This window comes from Candidatus Falkowbacteria bacterium (assembly GCA_013336275.1).
In the GTDB taxonomy this organism is placed as follows: Bacteria; Patescibacteriota; Patescibacteriia; order Patescibacteriales; family GWE2-39-37; genus JAAXUA01.
This window is the reverse complement of sequence record JAAXUA010000005.1, coordinates 15212-31804: the sequence shown is the minus strand read 5'-3', so window position 1 is coordinate 31804 and position 16593 is coordinate 15212. Positions and strand designations below refer to the sequence as shown.

General features: G+C 52.8%; 23 protein-coding genes and 1 tRNA gene. 8 read left to right on the top strand and 16 right to left on the bottom strand.

Annotated features, from left to right (window positions below):
• A complete protein-coding gene (locus HGA34_04625) occupies window positions 1-942 on the bottom strand; it encodes a DUF475 domain-containing protein (protein NTW22791.1) in 942 nt (313 codons plus the stop codon).
• Window positions 943-1005: 63 nt separating this feature from the next.
• A complete protein-coding gene (rlmN, locus tag HGA34_04620; GenBank protein ID NTW22790.1) occupies window positions 1006-2046 on the bottom strand; it encodes a 23S rRNA (adenine(2503)-C(2))-methyltransferase RlmN in 1041 nt (346 codons plus the stop codon).
• A 254-nt stretch (window positions 2047-2300) separates the two neighbouring features.
• Between rlmN and HGA34_04615 the strand changes: the two genes are divergently transcribed.
• Complete coding sequence (locus HGA34_04615) at window positions 2301-2651, top strand: response regulator (GenBank protein ID NTW22789.1); 351 nt, start codon at window positions 2301-2303, stop codon at window positions 2649-2651.
• A 37-nt stretch (window positions 2652-2688) separates the two neighbouring features.
• On the opposite strand, the gene HGA34_04610 is transcribed toward HGA34_04615, so the two are convergent.
• Window positions 2689-3030 (bottom strand): MscL family protein, encoded by a 342-nt coding sequence (locus HGA34_04610; GenBank protein ID NTW22788.1) that lies wholly within the window; start codon window positions 3028-3030, stop codon window positions 2689-2691.
• A 120-nt stretch (window positions 3031-3150) separates the two neighbouring features.
• On the opposite strand from HGA34_04610, the gene HGA34_04605 reads away from it, so the two are divergent.
• The 3 genes from HGA34_04605 to HGA34_04595 are packed head-to-tail and all read left to right on the top strand — an operon-like array spanning window position 3151 to window position 3822.
• Window positions 3151-3375 carry a hypothetical protein gene (locus tag HGA34_04605; GenBank protein NTW22787.1) on the top strand — a complete coding sequence of 75 codons (225 nt, stop codon included), beginning with the start codon at window positions 3151-3153 and terminating at the stop codon, window positions 3373-3375.
• Window positions 3365-3625 carry a hypothetical protein gene (locus HGA34_04600; protein ID NTW22786.1) on the top strand — a complete coding sequence of 87 codons (261 nt, stop codon included), beginning with the start codon at window positions 3365-3367 and terminating at the stop codon, window positions 3623-3625. The genes HGA34_04605 and HGA34_04600 overlap by 11 nt, the downstream gene beginning before the upstream one ends.
• Before the next feature lie 32 nt (window positions 3626-3657).
• The gene (locus HGA34_04595; GenBank protein NTW22785.1) at window positions 3658-3822 is read left to right on the top strand and encodes a hypothetical protein; all 165 of its coding nucleotides are present in this window, start codon (window positions 3658-3660) and stop codon (window positions 3820-3822) included.
• Window positions 3823-3895: 73 nt separating this feature from the next.
• On the opposite strand, the gene HGA34_04590 is transcribed toward HGA34_04595, so the two are convergent.
• From HGA34_04590 to HGA34_04540, 11 genes are all read right to left on the bottom strand, one after another.
• Window positions 3896-5104, bottom strand: a complete 1209-nt coding sequence (locus HGA34_04590) for a glucose-1-phosphate adenylyltransferase (GenBank protein NTW22784.1) — start codon at window positions 5102-5104, stop codon at window positions 3896-3898.
• A gap of 161 nt (window positions 5105-5265) precedes the next feature.
• A tRNA-Pro gene (locus tag HGA34_04585) sits at window positions 5266-5336 on the bottom strand.
• Between the two features lie 319 nt (window positions 5337-5655).
• Window positions 5656-6444: an SAM-dependent chlorinase/fluorinase gene (locus HGA34_04580; GenBank protein NTW22783.1), complete on the bottom strand. Its 789-nt coding sequence runs from the start codon at window positions 6442-6444 to the stop codon at window positions 5656-5658.
• Window positions 6445-6750: 306 nt separating this feature from the next.
• Window positions 6751-7479 carry a prephenate dehydrogenase/arogenate dehydrogenase family protein gene (locus HGA34_04575; protein ID NTW22782.1) on the bottom strand — a complete coding sequence of 243 codons (729 nt, stop codon included), beginning with the start codon at window positions 7477-7479 and terminating at the stop codon, window positions 6751-6753.
• A gap of 78 nt (window positions 7480-7557) precedes the next feature.
• Window positions 7558-8145 (bottom strand): prephenate dehydratase, encoded by a 588-nt coding sequence (locus tag HGA34_04570; GenBank protein NTW22781.1) that lies wholly within the window; start codon window positions 8143-8145, stop codon window positions 7558-7560.
• Window positions 8146-8147: 2 nt separating this feature from the next.
• A complete protein-coding gene (locus HGA34_04565) occupies window positions 8148-8402 on the bottom strand; it encodes a chorismate mutase (protein NTW22780.1) in 255 nt (84 codons plus the stop codon).
• Window positions 8403-8509: 107 nt separating this feature from the next.
• The gene (locus HGA34_04560) at window positions 8510-8749 is read right to left on the bottom strand and encodes a hypothetical protein (GenBank protein ID NTW22779.1); all 240 of its coding nucleotides are present in this window, start codon (window positions 8747-8749) and stop codon (window positions 8510-8512) included.
• Window positions 8746-8889: a hypothetical protein gene (locus HGA34_04555; protein NTW22778.1), complete on the bottom strand. Its 144-nt coding sequence runs from the start codon at window positions 8887-8889 to the stop codon at window positions 8746-8748. Before HGA34_04555 ends, HGA34_04560 begins: the two co-directional genes overlap by 4 nt.
• A 2-nt stretch (window positions 8890-8891) precedes the next feature.
• Complete coding sequence (locus HGA34_04550) at window positions 8892-9128, bottom strand: hypothetical protein (GenBank protein ID NTW22777.1); 237 nt, start codon at window positions 9126-9128, stop codon at window positions 8892-8894.
• Window positions 9129-9434: 306 nt separating this feature from the next.
• The gene (locus tag HGA34_04545) at window positions 9435-10565 is read right to left on the bottom strand and encodes an aminotransferase class I/II-fold pyridoxal phosphate-dependent enzyme (protein NTW22776.1); all 1131 of its coding nucleotides are present in this window, start codon (window positions 10563-10565) and stop codon (window positions 9435-9437) included.
• Window positions 10566-10670: 105 nt separating this feature from the next.
• Window positions 10671-11687 carry a phosphoribosyltransferase gene (locus HGA34_04540; GenBank protein ID NTW22775.1) on the bottom strand — a complete coding sequence of 339 codons (1017 nt, stop codon included), beginning with the start codon at window positions 11685-11687 and terminating at the stop codon, window positions 10671-10673.
• Window positions 11688-11904: 217 nt separating this feature from the next.
• Here HGA34_04540 and HGA34_04535 point away from each other — a divergent pair, with 217 nt between their 5' ends.
• The gene (locus HGA34_04535; GenBank protein ID NTW22774.1) at window positions 11905-12450 is read left to right on the top strand and encodes a hypothetical protein; all 546 of its coding nucleotides are present in this window, start codon (window positions 11905-11907) and stop codon (window positions 12448-12450) included.
• A gap of 6 nt (window positions 12451-12456) precedes the next feature.
• Here the strand turns inward: HGA34_04535 and HGA34_04530 are convergent, their stop codons facing one another.
• Both HGA34_04530 and HGA34_04525 read right to left on the bottom strand, forming a co-directional pair.
• Window positions 12457-13176, bottom strand: coding sequence for a hypothetical protein (locus HGA34_04530; GenBank protein ID NTW22773.1), 720 nt, complete (start codon window positions 13174-13176; stop codon window positions 12457-12459).
• Between the two features lie 47 nt (window positions 13177-13223).
• Window positions 13224-13769, bottom strand: coding sequence for a GNAT family N-acetyltransferase (locus HGA34_04525; protein NTW22772.1), 546 nt, complete (start codon window positions 13767-13769; stop codon window positions 13224-13226).
• Between the two features lie 217 nt (window positions 13770-13986).
• Between HGA34_04525 and HGA34_04520 the strand changes: the two genes are divergently transcribed.
• From HGA34_04520 to HGA34_04510, 3 genes are read left to right on the top strand one after another with little or no spacing between them, the layout of a single operon-like run.
• The gene (locus HGA34_04520) at window positions 13987-14694 is read left to right on the top strand and encodes a hypothetical protein (protein ID NTW22771.1); all 708 of its coding nucleotides are present in this window, start codon (window positions 13987-13989) and stop codon (window positions 14692-14694) included.
• A 29-nt stretch (window positions 14695-14723) separates the two neighbouring features.
• Window positions 14724-16073, top strand: a complete 1350-nt coding sequence (gene hisS, locus HGA34_04515) for a histidine--tRNA ligase (GenBank protein ID NTW22770.1) — start codon at window positions 14724-14726, stop codon at window positions 16071-16073.
• Between the two features lie 29 nt (window positions 16074-16102).
• Window positions 16103-16309 (top strand): hypothetical protein, encoded by a 207-nt coding sequence (locus HGA34_04510; GenBank protein ID NTW22769.1) that lies wholly within the window; start codon window positions 16103-16105, stop codon window positions 16307-16309.
• The last annotated feature ends 284 nt before the right edge of the window (window positions 16310-16593 follow it).

The window sequence follows — 16593 nt, the reverse complement described above, 5'->3', positions numbered from 1 at the left end:
TTAGTTTGTAACTTTTTGCTCAGCCAGTTTTTCCAACCGGATTTCCCGATAGGACAAGAACAGAAATAGGCCCAGGAAGAGGAAAGTGTTCAGAGGCGCGACCCAGAACGGGAAATGCTTGCCCAAAGATTCCAAAATCATGATGCCGCCCAAGAAACCGATCGAATACATGGCGCCGTTCTTCAGGTAGGCGAATTTGGAAATCACATCGATGCCGCGGATGGTGAATTCCCGGACGATAACTGCGCCAATGCCGTTGCCGATCAGTATCAAAGGCACTGAAACCGTAAAGGCAAAAGCGCCGACTACGCCATCGATCGAGAACGAGGCGTCCAGAACTTCCAAATAAAGTATTTTCGACCAGGCGCTCATGCTGGAATCTATAAGCAGTTTCTTCTCCTGCTCTTCGGCATTCTTCTTGAATCCATCAGTTATAAAGAAGGCTGTTGCACCTATCGAAGCGGATAAAGCCAGAATCGGATTGATCTTGAGGGCCACCCAAGTGATGGTGGTCAAGGCGATAGAGGAGATGGCATAGAACCAAGCGCCGCGGCGATGAATGAAATGCTCGACCAAAAAGGCGTATTTCTTCTCTTCCAGGAAAAGCCAGGCCAAAAAGACTAAAAACAGATAGACCCCGCCGCCCAAAAGCAGGATAGGCTTGGATTTTTCAACATACTCCGTTATTTGCGGGTCGCCGGAGAAGGCGAAGGCGAAGACCTCGGTAACCGACAGGCTCGGGTTGACCATCCAGACGATCAGGAATGGCAGGACGCCGCGTACGACAAACACGGCGAGCAAAAGTCCCCAGACAAGGAAAATCTTGCGATATTTTTCCGGCAAGGTCTTCAGGACGTGGGCATTGACGATGGCATTGTCGATGCTGGAAATGACTTCGAAGACGACCAAGCCCAAAATGATGACAAAGAAACTGAAACTCATTTTTTTTATTTACTATTAGATAAAAGAATTATATCACTAAACCGGCAAAAAAAACAAAGCCGGCTAGCGGCCGGCTTTGGCGGTATTGTTTCGTTTTTGCGGCTTGGCCGCTTTCCTTTTAGCGGCCAATTGTCCGCAGGCGGCATCGATGCCTTGGCCGAAGCCGTGCCTTTGGACCACCGTGATGTGGCCGTCTTCAAGTATCTTCTTGAACTTATCGATACGTTCCTTGGTCGAGGGGTAGAACAATTCGGTTTCGTTGTAATTGATCAGGTTGACGAAGGCCAGCCAGCCGGACAGCAGTTTGACCAGCTGCTTGGCGTGTTCTGGCGCGTCATTGATATTCTTGATCATGACGTATTCGAACATGACGCGGCGATTGGTCGCCTCGATGTATTCGGCCAAGGCGGTCATGACCTGGGTCAAGGTATAGTTTTTGCTGATCGGCATGATCTGTCCCCGAAGCTCGTTATTAGGCGCGTGCAGCGACAAGGCCAGATTGACTTCAAGACCTTCGCGCGAAAGCTGCCGGATGCCCTTCGGAATGCCGGCCGTCGAGATCGACATGCGGCGGGCACCAAGATTGAAGCCGTCGAAACGGTTCAAAGTACGTATCGCCGACAGGACGTTATCATAATTCAAAAGCGGCTCGCCCATCCCCATGAATACCACATTGGTGACCTGCTTGCCTTGCTTCTTGAGCTGGCGCGCGAAATATAGCACCTGTTCGACGATCTCTTCAGCACTCAGATTGCGTTTATAACCCAAGCGGCCGGTCGCGCAGAAAAGGCAGCCCAAGGGGCAGCCGACCTGCGAGGAGACGCAGACCGTATGGCGGCCATCCTTGTGCTTCAAGAGCACGGTCTCGATCTTCAAATCATCCTCCAATGTGATTAGGGCCTTTTGGCTGCCGTCAGCGGAAACAGACTCCTCCACATCGATGGCAAGCGGACACTCCTCGGCCAACTGCTGGCGCAAAGCCGCTGGCAGAACCGTAGCCTCGGACCACTCAGACACCAAATCGACATAAATCGCCCGCTCAGCCTGCTGCCAGCGGTATTTCGGCTGATCAGCCAAAATCTCATTTAGTCTTTTTGTATTCATTTTCTTGTTTATGAAAAGGCGCGACGGCCGGTTTGTTTGTTAGGGTTTTCTTGTCGATAGCCGGCAAAGCCCGCCAACGCGAAGGCGTGCGATAAGAAGGGTTGCTTTTCCGGTTCCCGACCTTGCTTCTGGTTCCGGCTTTCATAGGTATTGACAAATCATTAGAAATGTAACTATACTGACAACTCAGCTCATTGTCAAGTGCGTCTTCGGACGCCTATTTTAAAAAGGAAACCACAACAAGGAGGATGTACATGAGTGTAACGATACTGATTATAGACAACGAGCCGTCCATCGTGCAGATTGCCAAAGATATCCTGGAGCGGGAGGGGTTCAATGTCCTGACCGCGTCCGGAGGCAAGCAAGGCACCGACATCTGGCTCAGCCACCGCAGCATCATTAACCTGGTAGTCGTAGACATGGAAATGCCCAATGTCGATGGTCCGGCCGTCATCTCTTCGATCCTGATGATCGAACCGAAGGCCAAGATCCTGGCCATGTCCGGCAACCCCGAAACTCGGGAAAGGTGTCAAGCCGGCCTCTACCTGGCCAAGCCGTTCAGGCCGCACGACTTGATCGCGGCCGTAAATTCTCTACTGAAGTAAGGTTTCCCCGAGGGACGCATCCGCGCCCCTCTTTTTTTTATTTCTTGGCCGGGTCTTCCTTCTTGAGGTCAAGGCGATCAAGCTTCATACCCTTGAAGCCGAAGTAGACCACGGCGGCGATGATAGCGAAATCGATCAAGCCGGCCAGGAATCGCCCATACATTATATTCCTGAACTTGAGCGTGACTAGTTCCTGTCCCGAACCGAACAGCAAGCCGATTGCTGGCTGGATGATGTCGTTGACCAAGGAGGTCACGACCTTGTTGATCGAGGTGCCGAGAATGAAACCGATAGCCAGACCGACAACTCCCTGCTCCCGGATGAATTGCACGAAACCGACCAACGGCTCCTTGATCATCTTATCTTTCAGTTCTTGCATAGTCTTATAAGTTATTGGGTTAATACCTATATTCTACCCCTGCCCTGCCGATTATTCAAGATTCAGCTGTAATTGGCAAAAAAAACATTCGATGATATAATGAACATACTAAACAAACATATGAAACAAGAATCTTTAAAGGAAATAATCGAGGGCCTGCGCCAAGATGAGGTCATGGAATCCCAGATGATCGGGCTCTACCTGACTTTGCTTGATGTCGGCATCGACGGTTGCCTGCCCGAAGACAAGCGTCCCGGCTTCCGCCAGGCTCTGACCCAGATCCAGCAGGAATCGATACGGCACAAAGAGGCCGTACAAGGATTAATCAAAAAATATGATGTCTAACCAACCCGACTTCAAACCCCGCACTTGCGATATGAATCTTGATGACGCCTTGTTTGACCTGAACCAGGCTTTGATTGCTGAAGAGCGCTCGCTCGATTCCTACCAATTTCTCGCCGAACTCTTGACCGATCAGGACGACCAGGACTTGTTGCGCGATATCGCCAGCGACGAAGAAAGGCACATCACCATGGTGAAAGCACTGATTGAAACCTTGAAACAATACTACAAAGAACCGGCTGCTAACGATTAACGCTGCGAGGCAGCGGACAAGGAGGTCAAGCCATGAATAAGCGGTTGATTTTCCCAGTGTGTTCGTGTATGGCCTTCGTCGGGCTCGGCGGTTTCGTAATGTTTCAAGGAGCCAAGCATGTTCTTTTCTTCAAGCTCCTCGAACAAGCGTTCACCGCTATCTTTAATTTCGCCATCTCTGCCTTCGCGCACGGCTAGCCCGTGCGTTTTGTTTTGGCAAAAAAAATGAGGGCACTCGTAGGTGCCCTCGTCGGGTTGCGAAAATTTAATTTCAGAATTGGAAGCTCTTGGGAACGACCGTAATGCCGTCAACGACAGCCAGGCCGCGTGCGGAGTCTTCTTCGGCGCTGAAGCCGATCATCGTTCCCGGAGGGATGCGCACGTTCTTGTCGACGATGCAGCGTTTGAGCCTGGATCCCGGACCGATGTTCACATTAGAGAAGATGACGCTCTCCATGACTTGAGAGGCTTCGACGCGGACGAACGGGCTCAGTACGGAACTGTAGATTTCCGACTTGTTGACGATGCAGCCGCCGCTGATGAGGTAGTTGTCGAGCCGGGAGCCCAGTCCGCCTTTGTGGGGCGGCGAGTTATCGGCCGGCGAACGCAAGGGCCACATCCTGTTGTACAGGTTGAAAACCGGATCGACGCTGCAGACATCCATGTTGGCAGCGTGGTACGAAGCGATCGTTCCGAGGTCGCGCCAGTAAGGCTCCTCCTGACCGGCGATCTTGTTGGTGTGGAAATCATAAGCATAGACAGCCAGGCCACGGTCGAGCATCATCGGAATGACATCTCTGCCGAAATCATGGCTTGATTCCTCGTTTTGAGCGTCTTCCTTCAACAGTTCGGTAAGGATGGGGATGTTCGCCAGATAGTTGCCCATCGAGGCGTAACACCAGCCCGGTTTGCCAGGAATCTCTTTGGGCACGGCCGGCTTCTCATCGAAGCCGATGATCCGGTCCTGCTCGTCGACGACAATGACGCCCAGTTGTCCGGCCGCTTGTTCGACCGGGGTCGGTATCGCCGCGATGGTGAAGTCTGCCTCTTTATGGCAGTGATACTCGTACATCTGGCTGACGTCGACGACAAAGATGTGGTCACCCGAGAATATGGCCGCTACTTCGAAACCGAAATCTTCCAGCATGTAGCTGTTCTGATATACGGCATCTGCGGTACCGGAATACCATCCTTGGCCGACCCGCATCTGAGCCGGCACCGGTTCGATAAAACGGTTGTGGATCGGGGCCGACGGATACAGGGCGGTGATGTGGCGGTACAGAGGCTGGGACTTAAACTGGATCAGGACTCTGATTTCGTTCAATCCGGAATTGACCAGCGAGTTCATGATGAAATCGATGATCCGATACTTGCCAGCTATCGGGACCGACGGTTTGGCTCTTTCGGCCGTCAAAGGCATCAGCCTTTCACCGCGACCGCCAGCCAACACCATCGCGATAACTCCCTGCATATCTACCAATCTCTTGATGCTATTTCCTCTCATAATACGCCCTCCTTTGGTGGGTGGTTTTTAGAATGAGCCTGCTTTACAGCGGAAAAATGACCATACCACTTTTAAATGCTTTTGTCAATATTAACAAAAAAAACAGGCCCTAAACCCGTTTTTTTTACATTTCCCTGTCGGGGTATGCGGAATCGAACCGCAGCTACATGACCCCCAGCCACGCGTACTGCCACTATACGATACCCCGAATCTTCATATGCAAAAAAGTTCCACCAAATGGCTGATCAAGAATTGGCTAAAGAGAGAAATAGGTTTTCGCGCCGTGCGGACAAGCCGCTCGAAGCGAAATTTGGTTCGTGACGGATTACTCGGATTCCTCTGAACAATCCGTCTCTCGCCAGTTCACCCTTGTGGGCCTATAGACCGAGCCTCAGCCCGGGACTAAAACGGCCTGCCAATGTCTTATAGTTTGATCCAAAACTTGCATCAGTCTTCGGTGGAACTTTTCTGGTAAGAACGTTGTTTCCTACACCTATATTGTAGCATTAAGCCGCCAAAAATCAAGATTAGGCGAGGATGCTCTGGCCGCTTTTTACCCCGAAATGCTGGGCCGCGCTTGCGCCTTGGACAACCAATTCAAGAAAGCGCGCTGACCCGAAACCGGAGCTGCCGATGATGATGGCCGGCTCGCCGTCAGGCACGTCCTTGAGCCGTTCATACCCTGGCAATTCTCCCCAGATAGTACTTACGCTGCTCCCTGCCTTAAACGAAACCTCTTGCGCCAGTAAACTGGTTTTGCAGTTGCCGAAATTATCCGCCCACCAGACAGCCGGTTCCGCCTGATCCAATTCGTCGAGAGAGACGGTTTCGCTCGGAACTGCACCGCCGGAAAGCAAGAAGGCCGCGACGCGGGGCAAGAACTCATAACTTCTGAACTGGCTCTTGGTAATCGGTTCGATCAGATCAGAATCCAGGACGCCTGCCTCGGCCAATTCCTTGAGCACGGTCGGGATATCCATCACCTCGATCGATCGGGCCAACCCGAGCTTGCGGACGAGTGACCAAGTCAGCCCGCTGATCGAGGCCACGACCAGGCTGTTGCCGATGCGAGCGTAAGCGAACGGCGTACCGTTGGGCCAGCGCTTGCCTCCGCCGTTGCGCGGCGCGACGTTGGCAATGATCGTACCGCCCGCCTCGCCATAAGCATCAAGCACGTCGATGATACAGCCTGCTGCCTCCAGGTCGTTAGCTACTCCGATGAATGCGGCCTCGTGGCCGATCAGGCTCTTGGCCCGGGCCAGTTGCCGGACTTTGGCATTGTCGTCACGGCAGTCGTTAATGATTGTCAGATTCATAATTTTTTCTTTAAAAAATAAATAATATATTATTGCGCCAGCCAAGCTTTTGGAACTCGATTTTTGCGCATATGTACCCATCTAAGCAAAAATCGAGTTCCAAAAGCTTGGCCATTCACAAGTGCCTCAAAAAAATTTAGAACAAAAAAACCGGACCGTTCTTCAGAAGAATGGCCCGGTTTGAAAAGCGAAAGCAAGCAAAAACCGGCGCCCTAAGGGCGCATCATCATTAAGCCTGGATTTGTCAGTAAGGTTTTTGTCATGGCGCTACTTTAGCAAAGCCTAAAAATAATTGCAAGAAAATCACTATTCCCTTTTGTCCGCCAGAATTTGAGCCTCGACAGTTTCAAGCGCTGACACAAGCGCCTTGCGGGCGACGGCAGCATACGGATTATAATACTGCATGTCCAAAAACAGCTGCCAGGTGTCATTGGCGACAGTCTCGTTGACCGCCAAGAGGCGCTCGAAGCCCATGGTGGTTATCTCCTGCTTTTCCAACTTCATCTCATCCAGGCCTCTGCCCAAAAAGTGGACCATGGCCAGACAATTCGCAGCTTGGCGGTCGTGCTCGTCGGCGGACGTTTCGATAATCTTCAACTCCAGCTTTCTGAACACTTCACGCACCTCCTCGACGGTCGACTCGGCGGCACGCAACGGGCACAAGACCACTTGCAAACCTTTGAGGCCGTTCTTGGCGCTATCAGGCCCGAACATGGGATGTGAACCGATAATCTCGACTCCGGCCGGAACATGTTTGAACAGCCATTCGCACGGCTTCACCTTGACCGAGCAGACGTCCATCACCAAGGCGTCAGGCTTAAGCTCGGAAGCGATGTCTTGCAAGGTCTGTTCCAGTGCGGAGATCGGCACGGCCGGTATCACCCAGTCCATCTCCCCGAGCTGCTGTTTGCCGATCAGCGGAAAGGCGCCGGAATGGCCGCTTTGGCTCATGATATGAACTTGTCCGTGATTCTTCAAAATGTCAGCTAAGAGCTCACCGAAACGCCCGAAGCCGATGATTGCTATTTTTTTCATTTATTTTATATAATTAAGTTCGCAGATTCGTCTATAAAATATAGATTATTGCTGCTCTCTTCGCCCCTTGCGGGGTCTTCAGAGAGCCGACTGCTCGCCCGCAGTCGTGGCGACGATAAACGTCGTAAAATTGAATTTCAGGTCCTGGATGCCTTCTTCCAGGATTTCCAGATCATACAGCTCGGCGCAGACGCGGTTGGCGATTACTGCCGTCGTGGCTGGCAGCCGCCCTTCTGCGATGTCGCGCGCCGCCTCGGCCGTGTCCTTGTACTCGACCAGCTCGACTTCCGGCCACTTGCGCTTGAGGTACATGCGGCACTGCTTCAGCGCCTGCTGATGCGAGGCGATGGCCGCGATATCCCCAGGGTTCAGGCCGCGGCGGGCCAAGAGATTGTGCCTGATATCGATCTCGAACATCTTCTTGATCTGGAACTGGTGTTTGGCCATGGCATACACCGCCTCAATGACGATGCCGCCATTAGAATTCTCTATCGGAAAAACCCCCTCATCGATTTCGCCCTTATCCAAGGCGGATAAGACGTTCTCGACGCTCACCAAATACTTCAATTCGTAATCCTTGATGCCTTCCTTCTGGCAATGGTAGTTAGCCGCTTCTTCGGAGAAGCTGCCGACCCCTCCCGAAACGCCGATAGTGATTTTTGACATATTCATTGTTCGATTAGATATGAGTTAGCAAAGATGACCGCGTACAAGTCCCTTAAGAATTGCGGGCTTAGGCTGGTGTCTTCCGCCAGCAAGGCTAACAGTTCCTGCTCGCGCTTCTCGTCGCGGACCGGTAAACCATTGGTCCGCTTGTAGCCGGCGATCTTTTCAACGACCCGGAAGCGTGCCTCCAGAGTCCTGATCAGCTGGCGGTCAAGTTCGTTGATTTCCTTGCGCCAGCCTTCCAGTCCATTGTTCATAATATTTTATACACGAATAATCTCCCTCTGCAATAGCATAACATATGTAAATCTATTTTGGATAATTGGAGCGGGGCTGAATGTTCAGCCCCGCCTGTGTTGCTTGCTCAGAAAACGCTCGCTCCGCCGACTGCGTTGCAGTCCTTGCATCTGAGACGTTCGCCTCGCAAATCACCGCTGATAACTTCTTCGGTTCCGATATGGGTGCCGTTGCACGCCGGACAGACGCCGTCTCCAGGCGACCAGCTGCGCCAGTTCTCGAACATCTTTTCCGGAACGGGCATCGCTGCGATGTGCGCAACCGGCGGCATCAATCCAGGGTTTGTTACGAAATAGGGACCTTTCATTTGCCGCCTCCTTGCTGGTCTTGTTGATCTTGCTCACGAATGATGAGTATCGCTTCGGCTTGCGCAGCCTTAGAACGATTGCCGCCAGCCAGACTAAGGGCCATAACCGTCCTTAACTGATCATTATCCAACCTTTCCATGGTTACCTCCCTGTCGTCGGTGCGAACACCGCGCCTGTTGCGCCGCAGCCAGTACACTGGAGCTGCGCGCCTGATTCGCTGAAAATCGTCCCGATATTTCCGCCGAAGCAATTCGGACATTCGTCCTCGTCCAGACCGCCACCATCAAGGCCGCAGCCCGGCACCCAGAACTGCAGCAATTCGTGGACATCACTTGAATAATCCGTGTAGCTTTGAACTGCCGCCTGCAAGATTGCCATACAATCCTCCTTTCATATCTATCCCGAAGTATTTTTTTAAAAAGAACGCCGATAAAACAAAAAGACCTCCGTTTCCGGAGGTCAGTTTGTTTTCCCTGTGATGAGCTTTAACTTTCTACTTAGTCAAAACACCACAAAAAACTGATCTCCGCCGGGAGCTCATAAAATAGAAGCTAAACCAGAAATTAGTTTTTTGTGCTGTCTTAATCATATGTGGATAACTATAGCATATTTTGAGAAATTTGCAAGTCTTTGGTTAAATTGAATTTAAAATTAGCCAAAATATCTATAACTGCCCCTTCAAGCTCAGATGACCGCGTCCAACCTCTCTAAGGCTAATCTTAGCTCTTCAGGCCGGATACAATACGACAGGCGCAAGTGGGTGTCATAAGCCTCGCCGAAGGCAGAGCCTGGAGTGGCGGCCACCTCAGCCTGCTCCAAAAAATAGGAGGCCAGACCGGTCGAATCGGCGATGCCCTTCTTGGCCATGATGGGCGCAAAATCAGGAAAAACGAAGATGCCGCCGGTCGATGGAGCATAGGGTATGCCGTGCTTGTCGAGCCAGGTATGAATCATATCCCGCTGTTCGGTAAAGTCAGCCAGCGGCTCCGTCTCGAGCGCCGTCATGGCGGCCGCATCGGCGATCGACGAAGCGCAACCGAGATAATTGTCCAGATAGCGCCCAACCACGACAGCCAAATCCTGGGGCATGATAGCGTAACCCAAGCGCCAGCCGGTCATGGCATAGGTCTTGGAAAAAGAGTTGATGATGATCGCCTGGTCGTCAAGCTGCCTGACCGTAAAATCCGGGTCGGCGCTGAAATTGTTATAGCACTCGTCGGAGATGATCGTCATGTTGCGCTCGCGGCAGAAGCTGACGATCTTTTCCAGCTCCGCCCGATCGTAGGCAACGCCTGTCGGATTGTTGGGTGAGTTAAGCAGGATGTGGGCGGCGTGGCCGCTGAGCTCAGCGTCCAGGTAGGCCTTTTCCAGAGCCGCCAAGGTCATCTTGAAGCCGTTCGGTTTCGTGTCGATCAAAACGACGCGGGCGCCGTTCGATTCAGCGATCTGGAAGAACGGCGGATAGACCGGTCCGGCCATGAAGATGATGTCCCCCTCGTCGATTACTGACCACATGATCGAGCCGAGAAACGGCTTAGCCCCGGAGGCCAGCGCCACCTGTTCGGGCGCAACATCATATTTTTTGGCCAGGGCTTGGCGCAAAGCCATAGAGCCTGACGCCGTATTGTAGCGGGTCTTGTTAGCTTTGATGGCGGCGATGCCAGCCTCTTTGATCGGCTCGGGCGTGTCCTGATACGGTTCGCCGACGCCCAAAGAGATTATCTTCTTGCCCAGCGCCTCTTGTTCCTTGACCTTGCGGAAAAAGACATACAGCGAAGATGAGACCAGGTGGGTCGAACGCTTGGAAAATTTCATATGTTATATTATCGATATTAGCTAAAAAGATGATATCACGGAATTATCAAAAAGCCCATACTTAGCGTATGGGCCTAATTGCATTGCATTAGCTGCAAATCAGTGTCAATGAAGACAGTCTCGAATGAACTCGGTTACCGATGCGTGGACATCGGGCAGCGTCTTTTGGTTGACGCTCAACGGCGTGCAGATCCTGGGCGTGGTGTTGGCGAGATGCTTGATGGTCAGAGGCTCTCCCAGCTCCCGTTCAACGCCTTCGTAGAAGCGCAGCGCTTTCTTGAGGAAATAATCGGAAAATTCCTGGCAGTAGACCTTGGGGATGCCGGTCCAGGCTTCCATGGTTTCGCGGTTGACGAAAGGCATGATGTAGGGGATGCAGAAGGCGGCCCCGTCATGTCCGTACAGCGGCAGGTTCTGTTCTCCCCAGGCGTGGCCGACGACACGGCCGCAGTTCGGAAGGAAGGGGAAGAAATCATGATCCGGCATCCAGTCGATGATGTTGTCCATCTGCTGCATCTGGATGATCTTGCCGTCGTAGACCTCGGTGATGTTCTCGATCGCTTTTGGGAAGGCGAAGCCGAGGATGATGGAATCGATCTTGGCGCCGGCCGCCCTGAACTTCTTGATGATGAAGGCCAGAGTGGTTCCGGTGAAGGATCCGTCCTCGATGATCACGATCGGATCGCCGCGGAACGATGCCATGAACTGCTTGATCTGCTCGTCGATGGTGGGGTAGCCCGGACGGGGTCCGAGTCCGATCTTCTGTCCGGTACAATCGAAAATCCGGTTGATCTGGAGGTTCTTGCCTTTGTGAAGCTCGGTGAATTCCGAACAGGTACTGAGCAGCGTCGCTCCCCTGACAGCGGAATGGGCCTTGACCGCGCTCGAGAACACTTCGTCTCCGAGCTGATCCATGTCGACGAAGAAGATGTTCGCTCCGGGAAAATACCGGCTGACGAACTTCTCGACTTCGCAACGCGATTCCTCGCAGAAAGCCTTGTCTCCATCCGAGACGGTGAGGCCGAGGCTGGTCTTGAGGATCCTGATTTTCTTCAACAGGCTCGAGGTGATGATGTAGGACTTCGCATTTCCGCTGCCGTTCGCTTGGGCCAGTGTCTTCATGATTCGCTCCTTTCGTTTTTATTTTGCCAAAATTAGCAAAATATTTGGTGTATTGTAATGTTCAGCCATTCTGAATAACATTAGGCCAATTCGAATGCGCTGTCAAGAATTTTTTTCTCCTGAGCTCCTGTTCGACCTTTGAAATTGCCCGAAACCGAAAATTGGACAAACTGCAGCGAAATGTTCTACTATTTAGAGGCTAATGAATAACAAGCTTATGAAAAATAGAAAACTCCAAATCGGCGTCATGGGTTCGGCGGCCGACCTGAATTACTCCGAGAAGCTCGAGGCTATCGCCATGAGGATCGGCGAGGACGTGGCCAAAAGCGGCAACATCCTGGTTTATGGTGCCGAGAAGGATTATGATTCCCTCTCGACGGCTGCAGCCAGGGGGGCCAAGAAACATGACGGCCTGACTGTCGGTGTCACTTATGGCAAAGGCAAGGACATCTGGGACGAAGCCGGCGATACCGACGTCATAATCTCCAGCGGTCTCGAAAGGGGCGGCGGCCGCGAATTCGTCCTGGTCAATTCCTGCGACGGCATCATCGCCGTTTCCGGCGGCTCCGGCACTATGACCGAGATGCTGATCGCCTATCAGCTCGACATACCGATCGTAGTGATCGAAGGCACCGGCGGCTGGGCAGACAAGATGGCCGGGCAGTTCTTCGATGACCGGAAGAGGCTTAAAGCCGAAGCAGCCAACGAGACTGAGGCAGTAGAAAAGATAATCGATCTCATCAGAGAAAAAAACAGCCGCTAAATGCGGCTATTTTTTTCTCATCTTGTAACAGCTGATTCCCTCTTCAATATATTGGTTGACGAGTAGGGGGTAGAATTCTTCGCTCCCCATCTTCGCCAGTTCGAAATCTTTCAAGACTGACCCCTGCCCTTCAAAAGGCTCTCCGGCGGGCAAATGGCCATAGACTTCATAAACATCCTTCGTTTCGCTATCGACGGCTTCAGACCTAGCCAAGCCAGAGAAAAACTTCTCGCACACTGCCACTGCCTCGGCCACGACCTTACTCCTATCCTTGCCCAGCATGCCGAACTCCAGCTCTATCGCATTCTCGAGAAGGCTGGCCATCGGCCCTTTCGGTTCCGGCCACAACAGCACGGTCCTGAGGTCGATCATTTCTAAAGGAAACTCTTTCGGCAATTCTTCGCGTGGAGCGATAATGAAATTATCCGAGCCGCATCTCGCCTCGTGCAGATCGATGACATACCGATAGCTTCGGGCGGCGTCCAGATTCTTGCAGGCAAGGACATCCTCTAGCAGCTTAGATCCGATATCCCCCGGATAGGCGCGATTAAGGTCACGCTCGATGAAGCGCCGGCCGGCAGCCAGGGCGAAAGGATTGCCGATCGCCAGATCGAACTGTCCTGACAGTCCTTTGCGCATCAGCTCGCTAGCCACCTCCAACCCGATCTTCTCATCTCCGTGAGTGGCGGCGATAATCAATGTTTTGTTTTTTTTATTGCTTTCCATAATTTATATGAGAATGGGTAGGCCGAGGCCTACCCATTTGATATGCATTAAATTGCAAGATGCCAATACGTCCTGGTCGGGTACTTCGCATCGCGCACCGGGATTTCGACGAAGCCGAGCTTGGCGTAAAGCGCCCTGGCAGCGAAGGCCTTTTCGTCGGTCCGCAAAACCAAGGAACGTGCTCCGCTGATCGCGGCATGGTCGATGAGAGCTCTCGTCAACCGCTTGCCTACGCCGTGGCCGCGGCAACCGGCATCGACTCCCAGCTCATCGACATAGAACGTCGTTTCGGTGAACTTTCCCGAGGAAGTGAAATAGTCGGACCCTGAAATCTCGTCCAGATAATTGTCCGGCGCCATGTAGCCCCAAGTGAAGCCGGCCACTCTGTCCGTGCCGATAACGGCGATCAGGCAGTCACCGGCTTCTTTCGCTGAATCCCGGATTATATCCTGCTTCACTTCCTGAGGTTTCCAGAAATCTTCGTTCCAAGGCGGCTCCCTCCAGATGCCGCAATACAGGTTAGCGCATTTATCAAGAATCGTGTTGTCCACTTGATTTCCTGCCAAACTGAGAATCTCCAATTTTTGCTCCATCTTCCCCTTCCTCCTTTTCTAAAGTGCGAATTTTTTATAAGATAACATTTACTGGGTATTTGTCAACCTCTCGGGGCATTGAACGGTCTAGGGCAGCCAGCTTGACAGCGAGGCCTATATCTGCCAAGATTAAATGATTTACAAGCTTTATTTTTGTAAAGGATCTTTTCAAAACCCCAAGCAGACTGACAGTCAGACAAACGAAAGGAGGTGGGCCATGCATATCGTAGTCAGCGGCAAAGAAGATTATTCCCGAGCGATCCGCAAATTCATGTCAGACAACGGCTTGCACAAGATTGTCGCCTTTTCCGGCGGCGCAGACGCGGAAATAGCAGGATTGTCCCAGGATGACCCCTTGCAGAAACAGTACCAGGAACTCGCCAGCCGGATGGAGGAGCGGATTATCGGCGAAGCCATGATGAAGCTGCAGAATTTCCAGATTGCTATCCTGACCGGCGGAACCAAATGGGGCGTACCCAAGACGGCGACGCTCAAAGCGAAGGAACTCGGTCTCAAGACGATCGGGATATACCCGCTCGTCGGCCGCAAACACGCGTTGCCGCTCGAATTTCTCGATATCTCCATCTGCGTTGAGCCGCTGGTCGGCGAAAGCCGTTGGGGTGACGAGAGTCCGATGTTCACGAGCCTGCTCGACGGCGTCATAGTCTATGGCGGAGGTGCAGGCACGCTGATCGAATCCGCCCACATCCTCAAGACCAACGAGGCGATCATCAAGAGCGGCGAAACGGTCAAGTACATCATCCCCATAGCAGGCACCGGCGGCGTTGCCGACGGTTTGCCCTTCGTCTGGGGTAAAGCTGAAGTACGTTCCCGTTGCATGCCGTTCGGCAAAGTTTCTACCGGCTATGCTGCCGCCGACCTGATGCGCGAAAAGCTGAACCTCGACGACTACCCTAAACTGTAGTTAACAACAAACCACATAGGAGAAAAAGCATGAAAACATCCGAAGTAAAAATCGTCAGGCCGCAAGCGATCAGCGGCTTCCCCGAGTGGCTCCCCAGCGTCAAGATCCTGGAAAACAGGCTGCTTGACATCATCCGGGCCAGCTACGAGAAGTTCGGCTTCGTACCGATCGAAACCCCTGCCATCGAAAGGGCTGAGACCCTGACCTCGAAGGGCGGGGACGAGAAGGAAATTTACGCCTTAAGCCGTCTCTCGGCCGAAGAGGGTGAATCTCCCGAAACCGGTTTTGCCCTGCATTTCGATCTTACCGTCCCGCTGGCCCGCTACGTCGCCCAGCACTACAACGAACTGGCCTTCCCTTTCCGCCGCTACCAGATCCAGAAGGTCTGGCGCGGCGAACGTCCGCAATCCGGCCGTTTCCGGGAATTCTACCAGTGCGACATCGACGTTATCGGCGACGGTGAACTGAGCCTCATGACTGATGCGGAAATCCCCAGCATCATCTACCAGGTTTTCCGCGAGGTCAACATCGGCAAGTTCGCCATCCGCCTGAACAACCGCAAGGTCCTCCAAGGCCTTTGCCAGCACTACGGCATCTCGGACGACAAGATCGCAGCCGTACTCACCCTCATCGACAAGATGGAGAAGATCGGCACCGGACGAGTCGTCAGCGGCATCGAGGATGTTACGGGCATGGCGCCTGAACGCATCAGCGAGCTGATGAGCGTCATCTCTTCCGACTGCGGCAACGACGAGCTCTTGGACCGGCTGGAACGGATGGAAACCAACGCGCTTTTTCTCGAAGGTGTCACCGAGCTGCGCAGCGTCTACGAGAACGTCAAACGCTTCGGCGTACCCGATGACTACTTGGTCATCGACCTGCGCATCGCTCGCGGACTCGGCTACTACACCGGCACCGTTTATGAGACGGTACTCAAGGACCACCCGGGAATCGGCAGCATCTGCTCCGGCGGACGCTACGAAAACCTGGCCAGCCACTTCACCGACAAGAAGCTCCCTGGCGTCGGCATCTCGATCGGCCTGACCAGGCTGCTCGACCGCTTGCTGAAGGCTGATATCCTTACTGCCGGACCGGCGACCGTCGCCAAGGTGCTCGTCACCACGATGGACCAGGACAGGATAGCAGATTACCTGGAGCTCGCTACCGCGCTCCGCCAAGAAGGCATCAACACTGAAATCTTCCTCGAACCGCTCTCCCTCAAAGCGCAGATGAAATACGCCAACAAGAAGAAATTCCAGTACGTCATCATCGCTGGCGAGACCGAATTCGCAGAGAAGAACCTGACTGTCAAGAACCTCGAAACCGGCGAACAGCAAACCCTGACGCAGGAAGCTGTCATCGCCTTGCTCAAGTCGTAAAACCGCACATAGCCCTGAGGAGGTGCGCCATGGCAAGGATTCTGATCCGCCACAACGACGACCCTGATGAGATGGAAGCGACCGCCAGAAGCATTTTCGGCGAATCGGCCTCCCTGTCTTCAGTAGACGGCAACCACGGTGAAATCGAGCTTTATGTGGAAAGGGACAACCTTACTCCGCACGCGCTCGCCGATTTCGAACGCATGGAATTCGTCATCAGCGCCGAAATGGCCTGATTCCGCACAACTGTTCTGAACTGACAAGGCACTCGCAAGGGTGCCTTTTTTTACGCTTGAACAAACTTTCATTTCCTGCTAGCATATAGTCATATGTCAATGTCCTATTTCCGACAGCTGAATAATGATAATAATAACGGCAATAATGATTGCCGTCGGTTTTGGTTTGAGCGAAGCTGAATAGCGGACGCCTCGAAGCAAAACCGGCTCAAAACGAGTCGGTTTTTTTGTGGTCAATGGACATGAATTCCCGACCATATGAAAACACTTCAGCTTTTTATATA

Excerpts from the sequence above, each read along its gene's own strand:
- HGA34_04535 (NTW22774.1), top strand. The coding sequence starts at position 11,905 with ATGAAAAATAGAAAACTCCAAATCGGCGTCATGGGTTCGGCGGCCGAC.
- HGA34_04545 (NTW22776.1), bottom strand. The coding sequence starts at position 10,565 with ATGAAATTTTCCAAGCGTTCGACCCACCTGGTCTCATCTTCGCTGTAT.
- HGA34_04570 (NTW22781.1), bottom strand. The coding sequence starts at position 8,145 with ATGTCAAAAATCACTATCGGCGTTTCGGGAGGGGTCGGCAGCTTCTCC.
- HGA34_04600 (NTW22786.1), top strand. The coding sequence starts at position 3,365 with ATGATGTCTAACCAACCCGACTTCAAACCCCGCACTTGCGATATGAAT.
- HGA34_04555 (NTW22778.1), bottom strand. The coding sequence starts at position 8,889 with ATGGAAAGGTTGGATAATGATCAGTTAAGGACGGTTATGGCCCTTAGT.
- HGA34_04595 (NTW22785.1), top strand. The coding sequence starts at position 3,658 with ATGAATAAGCGGTTGATTTTCCCAGTGTGTTCGTGTATGGCCTTCGTC.
- HGA34_04560 (NTW22779.1), bottom strand. The coding sequence starts at position 8,749 with ATGAAAGGTCCCTATTTCGTAACAAACCCTGGATTGATGCCGCCGGTT.
- HGA34_04530 (NTW22773.1), bottom strand. The coding sequence starts at position 13,176 with ATGGAAAGCAATAAAAAAAACAAAACATTGATTATCGCCGCCACTCAC.
- HGA34_04615 (NTW22789.1), top strand. The coding sequence starts at position 2,301 with ATGAGTGTAACGATACTGATTATAGACAACGAGCCGTCCATCGTGCAG.
- HGA34_04510 (NTW22769.1), top strand. The coding sequence starts at position 16,103 with ATGGCAAGGATTCTGATCCGCCACAACGACGACCCTGATGAGATGGAA.
- HGA34_04580 (NTW22783.1), bottom strand. The coding sequence starts at position 6,444 with ATGAATCTGACAATCATTAACGACTGCCGTGACGACAATGCCAAAGTC.
- hisS (NTW22770.1), top strand. The coding sequence starts at position 14,724 with ATGAAAACATCCGAAGTAAAAATCGTCAGGCCGCAAGCGATCAGCGGC.
- HGA34_04575 (NTW22782.1), bottom strand. The coding sequence starts at position 7,479 with ATGAAAAAAATAGCAATCATCGGCTTCGGGCGTTTCGGTGAGCTCTTA.
- HGA34_04605 (NTW22787.1), top strand. The coding sequence starts at position 3,151 with ATGAAACAAGAATCTTTAAAGGAAATAATCGAGGGCCTGCGCCAAGAT.
- HGA34_04565 (NTW22780.1), bottom strand. The coding sequence starts at position 8,402 with ATGAACAATGGACTGGAAGGCTGGCGCAAGGAAATCAACGAACTTGAC.
- rlmN (NTW22790.1), bottom strand. The coding sequence starts at position 2,046 with ATGAATACAAAAAGACTAAATGAGATTTTGGCTGATCAGCCGAAATAC.
- HGA34_04540 (NTW22775.1), bottom strand. The coding sequence starts at position 11,687 with ATGAAGACACTGGCCCAAGCGAACGGCAGCGGAAATGCGAAGTCCTAC.
- HGA34_04520 (NTW22771.1), top strand. The coding sequence starts at position 13,987 with ATGCATATCGTAGTCAGCGGCAAAGAAGATTATTCCCGAGCGATCCGC.
- HGA34_04550 (NTW22777.1), bottom strand. The coding sequence starts at position 9,128 with ATGGCAATCTTGCAGGCGGCAGTTCAAAGCTACACGGATTATTCAAGT.
- HGA34_04625 (NTW22791.1), bottom strand. The coding sequence starts at position 942 with ATGAGTTTCAGTTTCTTTGTCATCATTTTGGGCTTGGTCGTCTTCGAA.
- HGA34_04610 (NTW22788.1), bottom strand. The coding sequence starts at position 3,030 with ATGCAAGAACTGAAAGATAAGATGATCAAGGAGCCGTTGGTCGGTTTC.
- HGA34_04525 (NTW22772.1), bottom strand. The coding sequence starts at position 13,769 with ATGGAGCAAAAATTGGAGATTCTCAGTTTGGCAGGAAATCAAGTGGAC.